Below are 16,997 nucleotides of genomic sequence, written 5' to 3' on the forward strand. Positions count from 1 at the left end.
TCACCTATGGGGAAATTAATTCTGTTTTCCAAGAGTCTTCTATCTTCGTATAACGAATTACTTCAGAAAAAGAAATAGAGCCAACCGTGTAGAAAACCCATGTTTTTGGGATAAAGCGAAAGCCAAAATACTCCTCACTCATAGGGATAGGAAGGCTTGCAAATTGCTCACTCAATTCTTTTTTCCTGGTTTCCAATTGATTTAGATCTTTAATAACAAGACCAGAAGTAGGGGCATAAGCAGAGAATCTCAATTGGCGCTCACGAGGAAGAGTTTTCCAAAAAGCCTCATTTTCTTCTTGAGAAATGGGTTTTGCTGTTCCTTCTAAAATAACTTGTCGGTTCTGCATCGCAAATAAAAAATTTAAACAGGATTTAGGATTATTTAATAATTCAGCAACCTTACGTGTTTTTTGCTGTGTAAAAAATAAAAGACTCTCGGTTTCAATTTCGCGAATGGCCACCACTCGACTATGAGGTTCACCAGAACTGCTACAAGTGCTTAAAACAGCACAATAAGGATCCTCAATCCCTCGTTCTTTTTCCTTGTTCAACCATTCTTTTAGCATATTAAAGGGCACAAATTTCTCCTGTTAATTGGTGGTATAAAGTTGAACTTATACTTTGAATGCACGAGGATTCACTTCCACCATTGTTTTTGAACCTGACTTTACAATGCGTATTTGATTGTGCTCCACTAATAATTCAACAGCTAAGTCGCGTTTTATTTTATCTCGCAGTGGGCTTAATTGTTGAATGGTTCGTAACGAAGTTGTGCTAATATTTTTTTCAATAAACCAGTCCATTAGTTTTAGCGCATCGGAAAACTGCAAAGAAACGGTTTCAGTAGGCATAATTCGTCGTGCTTCTTGCAAATGCCAATTAATTATTTCAATGGCATTTTCGGTATGCTCGACACTAATATCCCCATGGCGTCCTTCAAAGAGATGAAAGAGTGCTGCTAGCCGCACAGTATTTTCAGCCGCTTTTGATGCAAAATCAACGACATCGACCCACTGTCCTTGAGGTTTTAACCCAGCTTCCACCGCATTAAAAAATAAGATCCATTGTTGTTTTGCGGCCATACTCATTTTCAACAATGGAAGTTGAATACAACCTTGATGTGTTAATTGTTCTGACTGGTTTAAGCAGGCAGTGACGCGTTGATCATAATAGGTTAGAGAATGTAAAGAAGCAGGCGGCTCCTGGTAAAATCGATTTCCCATACTGTTGGCAGGATAAGCCATAAGGCAACGAGCTAAAAAACCGCTTTGTCGACTAATACCCGATGCTTGCTTAGTAAGTTGTTGTAAAATAAGCGGTTGCATCATTAAGTTAAGTGTTAAACGCCGATTTTCAATGGTAAATCCTTGCGTTGTTTTGCGATGTGCAGTGAATGTCTTACCGTCCCACAAACGATTAAGCAAAGCGACAAAACGCGTTGGATTGCCTTGCATGCTATGGCTACCTATAATGATACCCGCCTCATCAGACCATAAGGAAGCAGAAGGCCAGCCTTGGGCCAAATGAATAGCCAATGCTTCTTGGGTAGCATCTTCAAAATAAAGAGTAGGTTGCAAAGGAATTTCCGGTTCTTGATGAATTAATTCATCGAGCATTTCTTTGGCATAATCAGAATCTTCTCCCGTATAAGTTGCACGTTTGATTTGGGAGAATAAACTGTCTTTTTCCATTTGCCATACTTGGTGTTGCGTTAGCGCTGATAAAACTTCAGGTTCGCGCCTTTTACGAACAAGTGTTTCCCAGTGACGCGCTGCTTTAGAAAAAACATTATCTGCAGCAGTTTTTCGGGTGCCAGAGCCGCTGGCAATTAAAAAATAAAGCGATACAGGACTAATTAAATAGTTGTCTCGCGCAACATTGGCAAGCGATTGGCATGATAGAGACATATTAGCTAAGGCACTGCATGCAATCAAAGGCAGGGGTTGCTGTCCGTATTGTTGATAGTCTACTACGGCTTTTCTAACAATTGAGGGAAGTGCCTCAACTGGATAAGGACAGTCAGGGGCTAAGATTGGAGAAAGTGGAATAGGCTGTCCCCATGTGATGCTTTGATGTGGATTATTTTTAATCTCTAATTCATTCTGTTCAATAGTCATTGTGTTAGAGGATGAAGTTTTGGTTTCCGATTTTACCAGTAGCGTCTGTATGATGTAAAATTATTGGCCTGGGAATACAATATCGATATCCCGATATTATTGAGCATGAGCTTTGAGGCGCTTTGATAAGTTTCTTTTCCATTTTATCCTGGACAAAGGTGATTTTTTTGAGCAACCCAAACCGTTGCTTCTCCACATTCCGGGTCTCTAATATTATGTACAAGGACTTTAAAATGGCACTCTAAAAGGATTTGAGTATATTCTTCGGACGAAAGGGAGGCATGATATAAATCATATCCTCCATTATCACCCCAAACTTCTCCATACTCCGGTCCCGAAGTAAATATTAATAAACCATTTTCCTCCACTAAAGAGGCAAGGGATTTTAATGTTTTTCGTTGATCGCCATGAGGCAAATGAAAGAAACTATGCCATGCAATGACCGCATCGAATTTCTCTTGTAAATCTAAGGTTCTCATGTCAGCAAGTAGCCATTTTGCAGTTGGGAATCGTTTTTTGCATTGCTCAATCATTTTTTGACTTGCATCAATCCCTGTTACTTTATACCCTTGTTTCATTAAAAATTGTGCTATGGGTTCGCCCGTGCCGCAGCCAACATCTAAAATTGTTCCTTTGGATGGAAGCTGATTTTTTAATAGCTCTAAATAAAATTGCTCCATCTTGAGCTCTTTATTGCGATGACTATCAAACCACTCAGAAATTTCATCATAAATAAGGTAGACGTTGTTTTTATTTCTTTTTTGGGTTGAAGGATGAGTTCGATACCTCAACTGAACAAAACCACCGCCAATAGATCGTGTTTCAAGATGCTCCAGCTCAAGGTCTTGCGTCAAAGGTCCAAATAATGAACGACCAGAACCAAGCAATACTGGTGCGATGGTTATTGTTAATTCATGGATTAAATGCGCGGCTATAAAATTTTGGACAGTTATACCGCCATCAATATAAAGATGTTTAAACCCTTCATCAGTTAAGCGCTTCACGAGCTCAATAGGCGTTTCGGAGGAGGTTGAAACATGTTTTAAATGAACAGGAATTTCTATGGGTTTGCTGCTCATCACTACAACTGGAAGCTCACCATAAGGCCAAGGGTCAAATGATAATACTTTCTCAAAAGAATGCCTACCCATAATGAGTCCATCGACCGTAGATATGAACTCTTTATAACCACCATCCTCACCAGAAGGCGCAAGCTCATTTGCTTTCGTTAGCCAATCAATAGAACCATCATCTCTTGCAATAAAGCCATCAAGGCTTGTAGCAATAAAAACAGAACACTTAGCAAGCATATTCGTTTATCCTTTGTATACAGATTTATTGATTGAGTTCAGAGTCGATTCTTTTTGAAGTCAGATGAAGACTCTAGAAGTCCTAAACTTAAAGCTCCTGGAAAAACAGTATCATGATCCATATTATTTAGAATATTAAAAGCAGTGCTTAAATTCCTGTGAGGCTTGCTCATGATGGTTTCATTCAATAACTTTAAATCATCTATCATTTGGTAATCGCCTTTATTTTCTTGGTCACCGATAATAAAGCAAACACGAGTATTTTGTTCAAGATTAAAATTTCGCTTTTTTTGAGCTGCGTTTAGCACCAAATGATTATCATACCAGAGAGAGGGGCTAACGATAATGTAACGATTAAATATTCCAGGATGATGGACTAATAAATATACCCCAAATAATCCACCGTAAGAATGACCGACAAAAGTAGCGGTTTTATTAACTCTATATGTCTGGTGAAGATATGGAATAAGTTCTGAATGAATAAATCGATAAAATGATTCGGCACCACCCGAGTATTTTTGATATTCAGCTCCATATCCTCCTGATCCAACATAACTTGGTGTGTAATCTCTGGTTCTATTTTTCTTATACTCATTAGGATTTGCATAAGCTATCCCAACAATAATGGAGTCGTTGATTCTATTTCGGTCAGATAAATGCTCACTAATTTGTTTAGCTAATGCAAAGCTGTAATCAGCATCTAATAAGTAAATAATTGGATAGTCTTTGTTGTTAGAATCGTATTCTTTGGGGAGACTAATATATAAGTTATATTTGATTCCATTGATCTTTGAAGGAAACTCCTTGGTTAACGTATGATGTAAACTAAATGTATTCGTGTATTTTTCCTCTAGCGGATTACTTTGTATCTTCGCCGATATGCTGGCTACTGCCATAAGGCTTAAGGAAAAGATTAAAATGAACAAGGTGAGCATTTTTTTCATAAACTAGCCTCGCAAGAACTTTAAAATAAGAGCATTCATTTGTTTCTGTATTACCTCAGGCCCACGGTCACATAAATCAATATGTTTGGCTTCAGGTAGTGGGATAATTGTTATGGCTAATTGTTTTAACGACTCTTCAGGAGGCAGTACGCCTTCATCTGCCTTAGTATCATTTCCACGTAGCGATAAAATAGGTGTTAGTCCGGTGCGTGGAAAAGGCATGCGCAAGCTATCCAATGATATAATTTTTTTCACAAATTGAGGATGGTTTCTTGCAAACAACATGGCAATATCACCACCATTCGAATGACCAATTAATGTCACTTTAGACAAGTTTAAACTGGGGTTGATGCGGTTAAGCTCTTTGATTACGTAAAGTATATTGGTACTTCCTCGCTCCCATAAGGGTTTGCGTCGCTCAAATAAATTGCCAGTTTGAGCTAATGGGGGATCTGATTTTAGATCATGCTGGATGCTTACAACAAAATAACCGTTTGCAGCAAGTGCATTGGCTAAGAATGAATATTCAGTATTGCGTACTGTGTATCCGTGATTAATGATGGCAACGGGTAGTTTAATAATACCAGCATTTGCTTTCCCCTGTGATTCATTACTCACATAAATTTTAACTGGAATAAGTCGTTTGCGATCTTTATCATAAAATTTAATAAGCTTAGCTGAGATAAATGGATTGTTATCAGGCTCTGGATCTTTTGACCAATCAACAACTTTCCCGCGGGTAAAATCCCATCTATAAAGCCAAGACACCCCAAAATGGGCATAATAAGAGTCAGGGGATAGATAAGCTTTATCCTCTAGTGCATCATCAAGACTGATAAAATGATAACCGTATTCCTGCGCTATAGTTAAGAGCGACTCAATGGCTAATGAATTAATAAGATTGGCATGCAGAAGCCAAATCTGATCAATATTTCTATCAAATATTTGCTTAGATGCGCTTTCATAAAAGTCAAATTTAGCACGTGTATGTTTCAAGTAACTTTGAATGATTTTGCCTTTATTTTGAGGGAACTCATGTAATTGCTGGTTAAATTTCCAATCGTCAGTGTCTATAGTAACTGGAGCAACTAGGTATCCCTCATGTTTTAAAAACGACTCAAATTCAGAGCGAATCTTGAATGTTTCACCTGTATCAAGGTAGGGGTGCCTAAAATAGCGGTACTCTCTACCGGCACCTTGCATTAATTGTTTGGATATTTTAGAGCCATTAGTCACTTCAGCTTTAAATTGCTCAGGAGTGAGACTGCTTAAGTGCAGATGTGAATAGGAATGATTTCCTAAATCAAATCCATTATCCACCCATAATCTTAAAAGATTTATTTTTTCTTGCGTTTCATTAGTGCGGTAGAGCTTCCCCTCATTCACGAATCCAATTGCAGGTACTTTATATTTGATCAGAGCATTTACTATTCGCTGATTGATTTGAGCTTGTTCCTCTATAGACTCTTCTATTGAAGCAGGTAAATCGTCAAAAGTAATTGCTATTTCACTGGAAAAACTTAAAGCATGGTAGCAAAACAGAAATAGAACACGTGCTATTAATAGGACTATACTGGGTCTCATGTCTTATTGTTCCAATTCATTAATTAAATAAAACAATTGATTCAGAGCCTCATTTTTTGCTCTAAAACTGGCAAATGTTGCTTGTGTTTTACTGTCTGCAATATGATTTGCAAAGGTAATCACACGACCATCTTTCTCAATCCAGCCTACAAACCACCCATGTTGTAACGTTAGTTTCTGACGCTTGTCCTTTGCTAACAGTCTACCATTTCCTGTTTTTCCGTATAGTTTCCAACCACCTGCCAATTCTTGAATATATATAATATTTTTAGTCATCATGAGCGCTTTGTGGCTTACAGGTAATTTTTCATTCACTATTCTTTGCAGAAACTGAATTTGCTCAGTTGGTGAGATAGCAAGCGAGCTTGATAGCCAAGCATGAGTTAGTCCATTATTCTTCCCTTTGTCGCCGGAGACATCCTGGTTGCCATAGTGAAATGCATCAACATAATTTTTAAATCGGGTCATACCTAATTGTTGGGTTAGAACTTGCGAATACCAAACACAGGAGTCCCTTATCCAGGTATGGGGATTATGAGGATATTTCCACACATTGAGATAAAGTTCATATTCTTTTTTGTACGGCCATTCTGGATGAAGATCATCTTTTAATAGTTTTGAATCAAAACCCATAAGGCTCAAAGCAATTTTAAAGGTTGATTCTGGTGCAAAGCGTTTATTGCAATCCTTGCCTTCGTGTTTTAGAACGGTTTGATTTTCCTGTACCAGAAAGCAACTACTTTGAGCCCAGGTAGTACCGCAATAGAATAGTGCCATAACTAGAAATACGCTTAGTTTCTTCATAACAACTCCAACATCATTTGAATTTATATCGATATGGGTACGAGCTATCATGCTGCGTACCCATAGGTGATTTATAGCTTGGTATTGTCTAGGCTATTCATGGCAACCTTACGAAATACTGGGGCAGCCAACTCTCCGCCGGAAGTTAAAGTTTTACCATTTTTTCTTAAATGACCGTCTTCAATCACTACAACCATCGCATAACGTGGCGCATTAACGGGTAGATAGCCTGCAAATAAGGCAAGATGTTCCGCCTTCGCCAAATTAATATTTTCGGCAACTGTTCCAGTTTTACCCGCTACACTAACATCGGAAATCGCGGCGAGTTTTCCTGTGCCATTTGTAACAACGTTCTTAAGGATATTATTGATTGAACTTGCGGTTGCTGAGGAAATAACAGGAGTTTCTCCTTGTTTGAATGGGCGTCCAGAGTGTGCAAGAAGTGCATAGGATTTTGTTAACGAGTCAATCGTGACCGGTATATTCTCACCAAGAGAAACCATTGCAAGTTGTAAGTCATCACTTTGATTTGCTTGCCACCAAGTATTCATATCAAAACCAAATTCAGCAAGTTTTTTACGAATGACAGGTAGTCCAGTTTCTTGAGACACTTTAATAAGGCATACATTACTTGATTTTGCGACAGCCTCTGTTAGGGAAGCAGAACTAATATTGGGATTGTAGTCTGTAAATGTTTTTCCCTCTATCTTATAAGGTGAACGGCAATCATAGGTCTTTGTTTCAGAGCTATGGCCGGAATCGATTGCTGCGGCTGCAATAAAAGGTTTTATCGTCGAGCCAGGTGAAAAAACACGCGATTTCCAACTGTTCTGATTTTTATTCTTACTGGATTCAGCAAAGGCAATGAGTTCACCGTTTTTTGCATTGACGATTGCAATAACCCCTGATTTGGCATGATATTGTTTCACCGCCGTTTTAATTTCTTGCTCTGCAATATGTTGCATTTTAGGATCTAAATGGGACGTATCTACTTCCTTTGGCTTAGAACCGGTTAATGATCCTACTGCCGAATAGGCGACACAGATTGGGGCCAAAATAGAAAAGCCCACAAATGCAGCCCCTAACAATAAAGATTTAGAGGGTTTAAGTGGATAAGCTGATAACATTGAAATTCTCCTGATGATAAAAGTACAGTCTTCATTGTCTTTGCCCAAGGCCATACCCACCGTGCATGCAATTTCTCGGTTAGATGACAGAGAACATTGAGATACTGTCTGCACTACATGAAACAGACAGCTGCCATAGTCATGCGCCGAAATTTTTGGCTGGCCAACCAATACTTCATCACATGAACATTCTTGTAATTCGCTTAAAATACGAATCCAGCGAGTAACACCTGGATTACCCCAGAAGATAATGCGCAGGGCTTCAATAAAATAGGCCCATAGACAATCACCATTACGATGGTGTTGGCCTTCATGAGCAATGGCAATCTTCACATTCTTGGAGGAAGAAAATAGGGATATGGGTAATACGATATAAGCTTTATTAAATAAAACGACTGAGAAAGGAATATGGCAACGTCGCGAAACTTTAATGACCAATTTACCGGAGGTTCGATACGGAATTGCTTCAGCCAATAGTACTCTTAAACTGCCCAAACTCAATAATACTTTATAACTGCGAAATAAAATGAGCAAACAAAGGACGACATAAAAAAGATGAAAATAACTCGTATTGCTTATCGAAAAAGAGGTTGCTGATTCAGTAATCTCTTCAGACGGTTTAGACTTTAAGATGGGTTGATTCACATACTCTTGCAAAGCATCAATGGATGCGTAGTGATGCGGCTCCATTTTTTGATTGGTGTTTATACAATGAACCATTAATGGAGAAATCACACAGCTAATTAATAAAAAACGGGCCAATTTGAGTTTAAAAGATGGCTGATTTGAGAGCCAACGACCGCCAATACCCCATGAACTTACTAAAAGTAAGCAATGAATGCTCAAGAAAATTTCCAGGAATAACATACTCAAGCCTCTATTTGTTGTTCGGAAGTTGCTAATTGTTTTAGTGCTTCCTCAATTGCTTGAATGTCATCATGTTGTAGCCTTTTGGCCATCAAGAGTCTTTGTACCAGTGCTACAGGTTCACCATCAAAAACATTATTTACCATATGCTCAATACATGTACTTTCATACTCAGCCTTAGTAACTATTGGGAGAAAAACATGGGCATAAGTGTTTTTTTGGCATCCCAAAAATCCTTTTTGTTCAAGCACTTTTACCACCGTTGCTACAGTGGTATAAGCCAAAGGTCTTTCTTTGGGTAAATTTGAAACAATATCTTTAATGGTTACTTTATTAAGGCTCCAAATAATATTCATTAATTCAAGTTCTACCTCTGTAAGGAGGCGATCATGAGCAAAAGTGTTTACCCCTCTCTTTGTTGGCATTTTTTCTCCAGAAACCAATTAAAGCATAACCTACTATATTTTTAGTAGATTCTACTATAGAAATAGTAGGCTTGGAAGAAGTTTTAATTGGGTATAACAAATAAAATTTTATAGTTAAAACACTTTATGGGAGATCTAGGTGCAAACCTCAGTCACCCTACTTGATGAGCGGCAAATTAAACGCATGTTAACCTACTGAATATATAAACCATCTGGGATGCTAAAGTGCTAGCGAGCAACTCAATGAATACTTAAAACAGTCCTAAGTCAGAAGGCTTTTGCTCTTTTTCTTGTTGCCCTATAGTGACGACCTCATCTGTCGATTTAATTTGTGTCTGCTCTTGTAAATGCTGACTCATTTCTTGGACTGGACTTTCTTTTGCACGCGTATAAAGAGGTAAATCTTCTCGTATTGATAGCCATTGCCCGATAGCACTTAAATCACCAACAATAGGCTCTGCTATTTCTCGAAAAACAGCCGGCCCATTCTCGCTATTGGTGAGACAAACAACCGCTTCATCAGTAGTAAGATTAATCGCTGCTAAATTGCGTCCAGTTCCATTGTCGCCCCAATGAAATGCGATACGGGTTCCATCGGTATTTTTCTGAATCCCGATTCCTAGACCCCAAGAGATTTGATCTAAAATATCGTTAGAAACTCCCTGGCTCAGGGCTTTAGTATCTTTATCTCTTAATGATGAAACAATAGGTTTGAACATTTCCCACCTAACATAGGGATCGTTAACACAGGCTTTTAAAAATTTTGCATAATCAGAAGTTGTTGTATACAAAGAGCCTGCCGGGTGAACCATATAAAATTTTTGCTTAAGATTTACTGAACCATCTTTATCATGACCTATTGCTATAGTTGCAGCATGTGCTGGAGGATGACCTACAATCGTAGTCACAAGGGGTAACTCTCTTGCTTCAATAGGTATTGGTTTTGACCAAAAAAATGGTGGTATTTGAGCAAAGCGGGCTTTGATTTCTTTTAGACTTTTTTCTTCGATTTGGCTGGAATTTTTTTCAATAATTTGCACACTACCGTTTATTGCTCGTTCAGCAACAAATAATTTATCCTTATGAAGGATAATACTTAATTGGCCATGTACATCTAAAGTATCTTTTAATAATTTTTTAATGCGTTCAGACGTTGGTTCTTCCTCTTCATCTGGCAGTTTAATAAGACTGCAACCCGTTGGCGGCATGAAACTACTATCAGTCATACCTATCTTAGCGAACTCTTCTTGAGCTAAAGCTTCCAGTGATTTTGAAGTAATGTGTTCCACAATTTCACCTAGAAATTGATAAGCTACACCTGAATAATCAAATTGTTTTCCCACTTCAGAAACATACTTTAGGGATTCTGGGGATGAAAATTCATTAGGTAAACCTGCTTGATGGGATAGAATCATACGGGCGGTTAATTTTTTATAATTTTTATCAGTTCGCATCTCCGGAGGACCAAAATCGCCATATTCATGGAGTGGTTTGTCTAAATCAATCAGGCCTTTTTGCGCTAGTTTCAAGACAATATAAGCAAAAACTGGCTTACTCAATGAAGCGGCTTCAAAAACAGTTGAACTAGTAACTTCTTCTGGTTTGTTGACATTAGTCACACCCACCTCTTGCGTAGTAACAACTCCGCGGTCAGAAATAATTGCTGTAGCAATACTTGGGATATTACTTCTTTTTTGCAATTCACCTAAGGAGCTTGTTAGCTCTTTAGGTGAATTGGGTCTTGGAAATGGATTTATGCCCCAATTATTCGTTTTACCACCTAGCTCATCAAGAGTTCTAGCAAAACCCCATTTGGGGAAAAAATAGTGTGAAGCCAGTTCTATTTGAATTGTCGAAGGGATAATGTGTTCCGCAAGAATATGTCCATTATGCGAATTAGCAAAGAACACCACGGCACTCTTATCTTTTAAATTGACTGCAACCCACGCTCTACAATCATTCATGTCGCCTGAGTGGTAAGCCGTAACAACCTCTTCCTTTTCATTGGTTTGTAGCCCCCAACCTAAGCCCCATGCGACATGACTTAAAATGAGCTCGGGTATCTTGTCTCTAGCAGTTCCAATCGCTCCAGCTAAACCTCTATCGTGCGTCATGAAGGCATGTGGAACAAAAGGATTTTCAATGGAGTTGTCATGGCTTAGATATTTGACAAATTTTGCATAATCTGTTGCTGTAGTTCGTAGTGTATTGGCGGCACATGGTTTGGGCTCTTTACATCCATATTGCGAGATTACAGCTTCTATTAACTCCAGATTGTTTGAAAGTTTACCTTTATCAGGTAACTGTCCAAGAATTCCTGGAACTACTCTTTCCGGAAAAGAACGATTGACTATTTTTCCATTCTCTAACCAATATGCTGTTAGTTGCTCATCTTCTTTTAGTAGGACAATCTGACCAGGCTTCATTTCATCAAAAATGGGTTCTCTTTCAGCATGCAAAAGCGAGTGATAGGCCTTTGATGGCTCATAAGTGCTATGAGTCATGTCACAACGATCAAATACATTGTTTTTGGCCAATGTTTCTAGATTTGCTTCAGTCAATTTTTCAATTACTTGTTGTAAGTACACGATACCAACATTTGAATATCCATGCATTTTTTCTTTAGAATCTTTTTCTTTAGGATTAGGAATGAACTGAAACTTCATTTCACCATGAGCAAGGCCTGTTGTATGTGATAACACCATCCTTGCAGTAAGTGCTTTAGCGCAGACAACAGCAGATGTGTCAGTCATATCAAATTTCATTCCCTCTATCTCAAACTCTTCTAACGGTAAGATATGAAAAAGAGGGGTATCTAAATCAAATTGACTCAGGTTGAATTTATCTAAATTAAATTTACCTGTCCCGGGCTTTGCTTGATTCGTCGCATTTGACTCAATCAACTTTTGCACTAAATAGGCAAATACGGGTTTGCTTAGCGAGGCTGCTCCAAAAACGGTTTCTGGTTTCACTTTCGTAGGTGGTGCAAGACCTGTTAGAGTAGTTATTAATTCAGACTCTTGAGGATCAGCCAATTTATAGGTATCAGTACAACTTTCTCGTAACTTTTGATATGAGGATTGATTACTTTCATTTAACTGTATTTTATGAACGCTTTGTGTCGTTTGATTCACATAATAAAGTTTGCCGTCAAATAAAATTACAGCATCTTTAGTGCCTAATCCCAGCTTATTAAAGGGACACTTGAGTGGATCAACTGATATTGCAAAAAGACCACAACCCTCTGTAAGGCCTCGTTCTTGAGTAGATATGATTCCATCACTGCTTATGAAGGCAATAGAAACTCCTGGAATCTGTGCTTTAGACATGACGTCCAGCAAAAGTAATTCTGCCATTTTTGCATAAGACATAAAATTGCTCAAAATACAAACCAGTGATTTAATTATACCTGAAGCCGTAAAATTTATTCCCAATCAGCATTTTTTTTACGAATTTTTTAACATTGGCGGATGCTCAAATTGGCGGCTTTTTACCGGACAGAATCCCCCTAGATGGATTAAGTTGATATTTAATTAAATTTGGATCGGTAAAAATAGCACCGATCCAAATTTACATCTATTGTTTACATTTTGTAGACATCTAAGATACTTTTAAGCCAAGCTTTTGCTTCTGGACTGACCTTATCATCATTCAAAGCAATGTCACAAACAGCATATTTTCGTGAGGTTTCTTCACCATACATATCATCTAAGGCCTTATTCCAAAGCGTTAATACGGTTGAAGCTGGTGCTTTCCCTACTTGCTCAAGAATGCTATAAAGTCTGTCTTTCCAATAAGCATCTAAGGCTTTTTCTAGCCATGTCATGATTTCAGCTGTTAAACCAATGTCCTCAAGGCCTTTTCCTTCACCAAATCCCTTTTCCCATTTTTTGGTCCTCAGGTGAGCATATTTTTTACAATATACGCTATTAACCCATTCCATGTAGTTTTTTCCTGTTTGGATACCTATAGTGGAATCAGGGTCATGTTTCATGTTTTGTTTCAGTTCATCTAGGAGTTGATGCCATTGTTTTTCAAACTCAGCCTTGTTATTTGTTTTCATTTCCTTTTCAAATGCTACATATTGTTTTAATTCACCCGGAGTGAATATTTCTTTAACCCAATCATGTTCAAGATGCTCTGCCATTTTATATACCTCAATCAGTTGAATAATGGTTTCCCATGGAATGGATTGATTGATATCAACAGAGTCAATAATGCTTCTTAAGGTTTTAGCTCCGGAAGTGCATGCCGCTGCTTTTTGTTCTAACACTTGAGCTTGGGCTTCAAAATGGTTTAGCGCATGACGTTCTTCAGAGAGCAAGGTTTTGATTTGCGACAACTCAAAACCAAAAAACTTTAAAGCAATAATCTGTTGTAATTTCAATAAATCCTTCTCGGAGTAAATACGATACCCATTGGACCGTCGCAATGCAGGTTTAAGTAAACTAATGCGGTCATAATGATGCAATGTTTGCACCGAAACACCGGTCAATTTGCTTAAGTCTTTTACGAACCATTGAGTCATAGCATTACCTCCTTAAGAACAAAGGTAAGATATATAGTAACAATAGGGTCAAGCGCTTTTTTCATAAAATGGATATTTATTTTTTTATACCTAACGTTTCAAGGACAAATTCACAGCGCTCTGTAATCGTTTTTTTAGGCACAAGCACGATTTCAAAACCAAACTCCTTATATACATCTATGTGAATTTTCTCAAAAATAAGGGCATCTTCATAACTGATTTTGCGAGCGGAAGTTGGTTCAACAAACCCAAGATTTTCAAAAAAGAATACGTTGCGTTGATAGATACCCGTCTTTAGGCAGCGGTCAACTTCAGCTAATAAAACAGATGAGGGTGTAAAATCACGATGATGCCAATGAGAGGAATAACGTCCCAATGCATAAGCACAAAACGGCGATCGATCATAAAATTGCAACTCGCCTTGAGCATTCAATTGCCGTAATTTTTGTGTTAAAACAATCTTATCTACAAAATCAGTCTGTTCCCATGGACGCATAGTGCCCATTGCCTGCCCCTCGGCAATGACATCTGTTGCAGACTCAGGAATCACTACATACCCTAATCTTTTCAATGCCAAAATAACAGAAGTTTTTCCACTGCCTGGGGTGCCAGTGAAGATAAAACGATTTGCTTGTTCTAAGTTATTCATTTAATTTAAATCTTTTTTGGACCTCGCCATTTATTTCAATGTCTTCAAGAAACATCTTAAGAGGTCGAACCCATAGTTCAAAATCGCCGTAAAGCGCTCTGTAAACTACCATATCTTCCAAGCTTTCTGAGTGCCTGGCAACATCAATCACTTCATATAGATTGCCTTTATAATGACGGTATATTCCTTTTTTTATAAAACTCATAGTACCTTCTTCATATAATAACGCTTATGACCTTTAGGGCAGTCATCCAGAACCCCAAATTCCTCATAACCATGTTTGAGATAAAAATCTTTTGCTTGAAAATCAAAGGTATCGAGGTGAATTAAAGTCACTCCTAATTTTGTTGCTTTCTCCTCAACTTTATTGAGTAAAATGGTACCCAAACCTTGGTTGCGATATTTTTTCTCAACAAAAAAGACACTGATGTACAGGATCTTCCATGTATAAACCTCTGAACAAATACCAGCTATTACTTCATCACCATTTTTGATCGTAACGTTTATATCAATTACTTCAGGTTTTTGTGTGGAAGGCACGCACGATTTATTAAACTCAAACAACTTTTGATCTACAATTTTAAATGAATCTTTTGCATTGAATTCCAATTTATAGTTTGTATTTGGTACATACACATCGCAGCTATCAGTTATTTTTTTAGTTATGGTATCACTTTCTGCATGCAAATTTTTGGTTAATTTTTTCGTAAACCACAAAATTAAATCATCATCCAAGGGATATGTTTCCCCAGGAATGGTTGGTTTATAACCATAAGTTACCCCTAAACCATCAGGAATATAACCTCTGTTAACATAAAGCCGTTGAGCTTGTCCATATCCTCCATCGGGACCACCATATAATCCAACACCAATACCTACAACATCACACTGACTTGCTGCCTTGTCTTCAGCAACAGTGAGCAAAGCACTGCCTATTCCAATTTTGCGAAAAGCAGGCAGTACATTTAAGTCCATAATTTCTGGGACTCCTTTACGGGCAAAGGGTTCATAGTGGGAGGCCCATTTTAGAGTAACATAGCCTGCAATTTGATCTTGAACATAGGCGACCCAAACTGCTCGCTCAGATTGTTGTTGTTCTTGATGGTACCCTTCAAACAATGACACAGGTTTTTGCCAATTTGCTTTTTGAAACGCATCGACCAAAACGGGGATATCGGATAATTCCAGGAGTTTAATGGCAATTGACTGTTGGTTTTCTGCTAAAGCTTCAAGCTGCTTCACCATATAAACCATACTCCACTCATACCCCGCGGGTTTTAAATCAAAAAGAGCGTTAAAACCAACTGACTGATAAAATCGGTAGGTTTTAAGGTAATTCTCTTCCGATTCAGATGGGCTTAGGGTTTCAACGGTTATGGTTTTAGCTCCTTGTGTTGCAGCAAAATGGCAAGCCGCTTCGATTAATTGCTTTCCTACACCTTGACGATGATAGTCACGTTTTACAGCCATCCAGTAAATATTGGCGTTATTAGGATAAGGAAAATCAATAGCAACGAGGCCAATCATGTTATCCCCATCTTTTGCCGCAAAATTAGTGCGTGTGTTTACACCTATTGCGTAGTGCTCGTTTGCTTCTGGTAATCCAAAGTATTCTGGCAAATCCTTTGTAATGGTTCGACATAACGATTGAGCCAAATCCCCCGTTATTTTTTCGATTTGAATCATAGCATTTTCCCTACGGCAGTATCTCTCGCATCACCTTCATAGCCATCTGGATCATCAAATGGCATGTCGATGTAATCATTATTTCTATAAAATCGTAGCGCATCCGATGAAGACTCCACGTGCACGCTTTGATAGCCTTGGGTTTTGAGCCACTTTTCACATAACGCCAAGAATTGGCTGCCGTATTGATGGTTTCTTTTTTCCTCATCAATCACAATGATACGCAAAGCTGCTCTCTTGTGAGGCCATAATTGCAGATGGGCATAACCAATGATGTCACTTCCCTGAGATAAAACGAAATGAACATGAGCATCATGCTCAAAAGTCCAAATGTAAGGGTCAGAAAGACCTGCTTTATCAAAAAAATAGAACTGTCTGAAATGACGTACTTTATCCCATTCACGCGGTGTTAATGCCTTCACCACTCTTAATCCATTAAACCCTGCTTTTTTATCAATTGTTGCAATAAAGTGTTCTTTACCCAAGCAATAGGCAGTAATGTCATAGGGATGTTGATGCGCCAACTCGTGTTTTAAGCGTGCATAAGCTTCCTTATCTTCCGGATGTGTTCTCATCCAGTCCCTAAATTTTAAATGCCGCTCGATTTCGGAGTTTCCAAGCTCAAAAATATGAGCATGATGTGTTCTTAGGTTATCTCCCTTTTGGAAATAGCGTCGAAAAGGGATGCCGTATTCTCCTTTGGCTTCATAGCCAAATACCTGCATGGCAGCATTGGCACTGTCTACTTTGCTAATATCTAAAACAACTGGAATCATATCGATTATTGGTTTTGCAGCCAAACCAGGTACTGAAGTGGAACCGATATGATGAATTTCAATACAATTACTGCCTAATGCCTTTTTAATTCGCTCTGCTTCCTGTTCAAATTGCATAGACCAATTAGCATCATAAGAAACTACTTCGATAAGCCATTGTTCTTGGTTGACTTCCATC

At 38.3% G+C, this 16,997-nt stretch carries 14 protein-coding genes; all 14 read right to left on the minus strand.

Translation table 11 applies throughout. From position 1 onward, the window contains the following. Window positions 1–4: 4 nt before the first annotated feature. Entirely contained in the window at window positions 5–568 is a 564-nt protein-coding gene (locus Lqua_RS01985) for a pyridoxine/pyridoxamine 5'-phosphate oxidase (protein ID WP_065240139.1), read from the minus strand. A 48-nt stretch (window positions 569–616) separates the two neighbouring features. Further along, the gene (locus Lqua_RS01990; protein WP_058472640.1) at window positions 617–2,119 is read right to left on the minus strand and encodes a YfjI family protein; all 1,503 of its coding nucleotides are present in this window, start codon (window positions 2,117–2,119) and stop codon (window positions 617–619) included. A gap of 143 nt (window positions 2,120–2,262) precedes the next feature. Continuing rightward, entirely contained in the window at window positions 2,263–3,429 is a 1,167-nt protein-coding gene (locus Lqua_RS01995; RefSeq protein WP_058472641.1) for a methyltransferase domain-containing protein, read from the minus strand. 38 nt (window positions 3,430–3,467) lie between these two features. Then, window positions 3,468–4,373, minus strand: coding sequence for an alpha/beta hydrolase (locus Lqua_RS02000; protein WP_058472642.1), 906 nt, complete (start codon window positions 4,371–4,373; stop codon window positions 3,468–3,470). A gap of 3 nt (window positions 4,374–4,376) precedes the next feature. Continuing rightward, window positions 4,377–5,957, minus strand: a complete 1,581-nt coding sequence (locus tag Lqua_RS02005; protein WP_058472643.1) for an alpha/beta fold hydrolase — start codon at window positions 5,955–5,957, stop codon at window positions 4,377–4,379. 3 nt (window positions 5,958–5,960) lie between these two features. Next, window positions 5,961–6,761 (minus strand): class D beta-lactamase, encoded by an 801-nt coding sequence (gene blaOXA, locus Lqua_RS02010; RefSeq protein ID WP_058472701.1) that lies wholly within the window; start codon window positions 6,759–6,761, stop codon window positions 5,961–5,963. 71 nt (window positions 6,762–6,832) lie between these two features. Beyond that, complete coding sequence (locus Lqua_RS02015) at window positions 6,833–8,755, minus strand: M56 family metallopeptidase (RefSeq protein WP_058472644.1); 1,923 nt, start codon at window positions 8,753–8,755, stop codon at window positions 6,833–6,835. Between the two features lie 2 nt (window positions 8,756–8,757). Then, the gene (locus Lqua_RS02020; RefSeq protein WP_058472645.1) at window positions 8,758–9,180 is read right to left on the minus strand and encodes a BlaI/MecI/CopY family transcriptional regulator; all 423 of its coding nucleotides are present in this window, start codon (window positions 9,178–9,180) and stop codon (window positions 8,758–8,760) included. Window positions 9,181–9,431: 251 nt separating this feature from the next. Then, the gene (locus Lqua_RS02025; protein ID WP_058472646.1) at window positions 9,432–12,551 is read right to left on the minus strand and encodes a serine hydrolase domain-containing protein; all 3,120 of its coding nucleotides are present in this window, start codon (window positions 12,549–12,551) and stop codon (window positions 9,432–9,434) included. A 212-nt stretch (window positions 12,552–12,763) separates the two neighbouring features. Then, complete coding sequence (locus Lqua_RS02030; protein WP_058472647.1) at window positions 12,764–13,708, minus strand: MerR family transcriptional regulator; 945 nt, start codon at window positions 13,706–13,708, stop codon at window positions 12,764–12,766. 76 nt (window positions 13,709–13,784) lie between these two features. Continuing rightward, window positions 13,785–14,357, minus strand: coding sequence for an AAA family ATPase (locus Lqua_RS02035; RefSeq protein WP_058472648.1), 573 nt, complete (start codon window positions 14,355–14,357; stop codon window positions 13,785–13,787). Continuing rightward, window positions 14,350–14,562, minus strand: coding sequence for a DUF1653 domain-containing protein (locus tag Lqua_RS02040; protein WP_058472649.1), 213 nt, complete (start codon window positions 14,560–14,562; stop codon window positions 14,350–14,352). Before Lqua_RS02040 ends, Lqua_RS02035 begins: the two co-directional genes overlap by 8 nt. Beyond that, complete coding sequence (locus Lqua_RS02045) at window positions 14,559–16,043, minus strand: GNAT family N-acetyltransferase (protein WP_058472650.1); 1,485 nt, start codon at window positions 16,041–16,043, stop codon at window positions 14,559–14,561. The genes Lqua_RS02040 and Lqua_RS02045 overlap by 4 nt, the downstream gene beginning before the upstream one ends. Then, a complete protein-coding gene (locus Lqua_RS02050; protein WP_058472702.1) occupies window positions 16,040–16,996 on the minus strand; it encodes a bifunctional GrpB family protein/GNAT family N-acetyltransferase in 957 nt (318 codons plus the stop codon). The genes Lqua_RS02045 and Lqua_RS02050 overlap by 4 nt, the downstream gene beginning before the upstream one ends. Window position 16,997 lies beyond the last annotated feature (1 nt).

The organism is Legionella quateirensis (assembly GCF_001467955.1).
Lineage (GTDB): Bacteria > Pseudomonadota > Gammaproteobacteria > Legionellales > Legionellaceae > Legionella > Legionella quateirensis.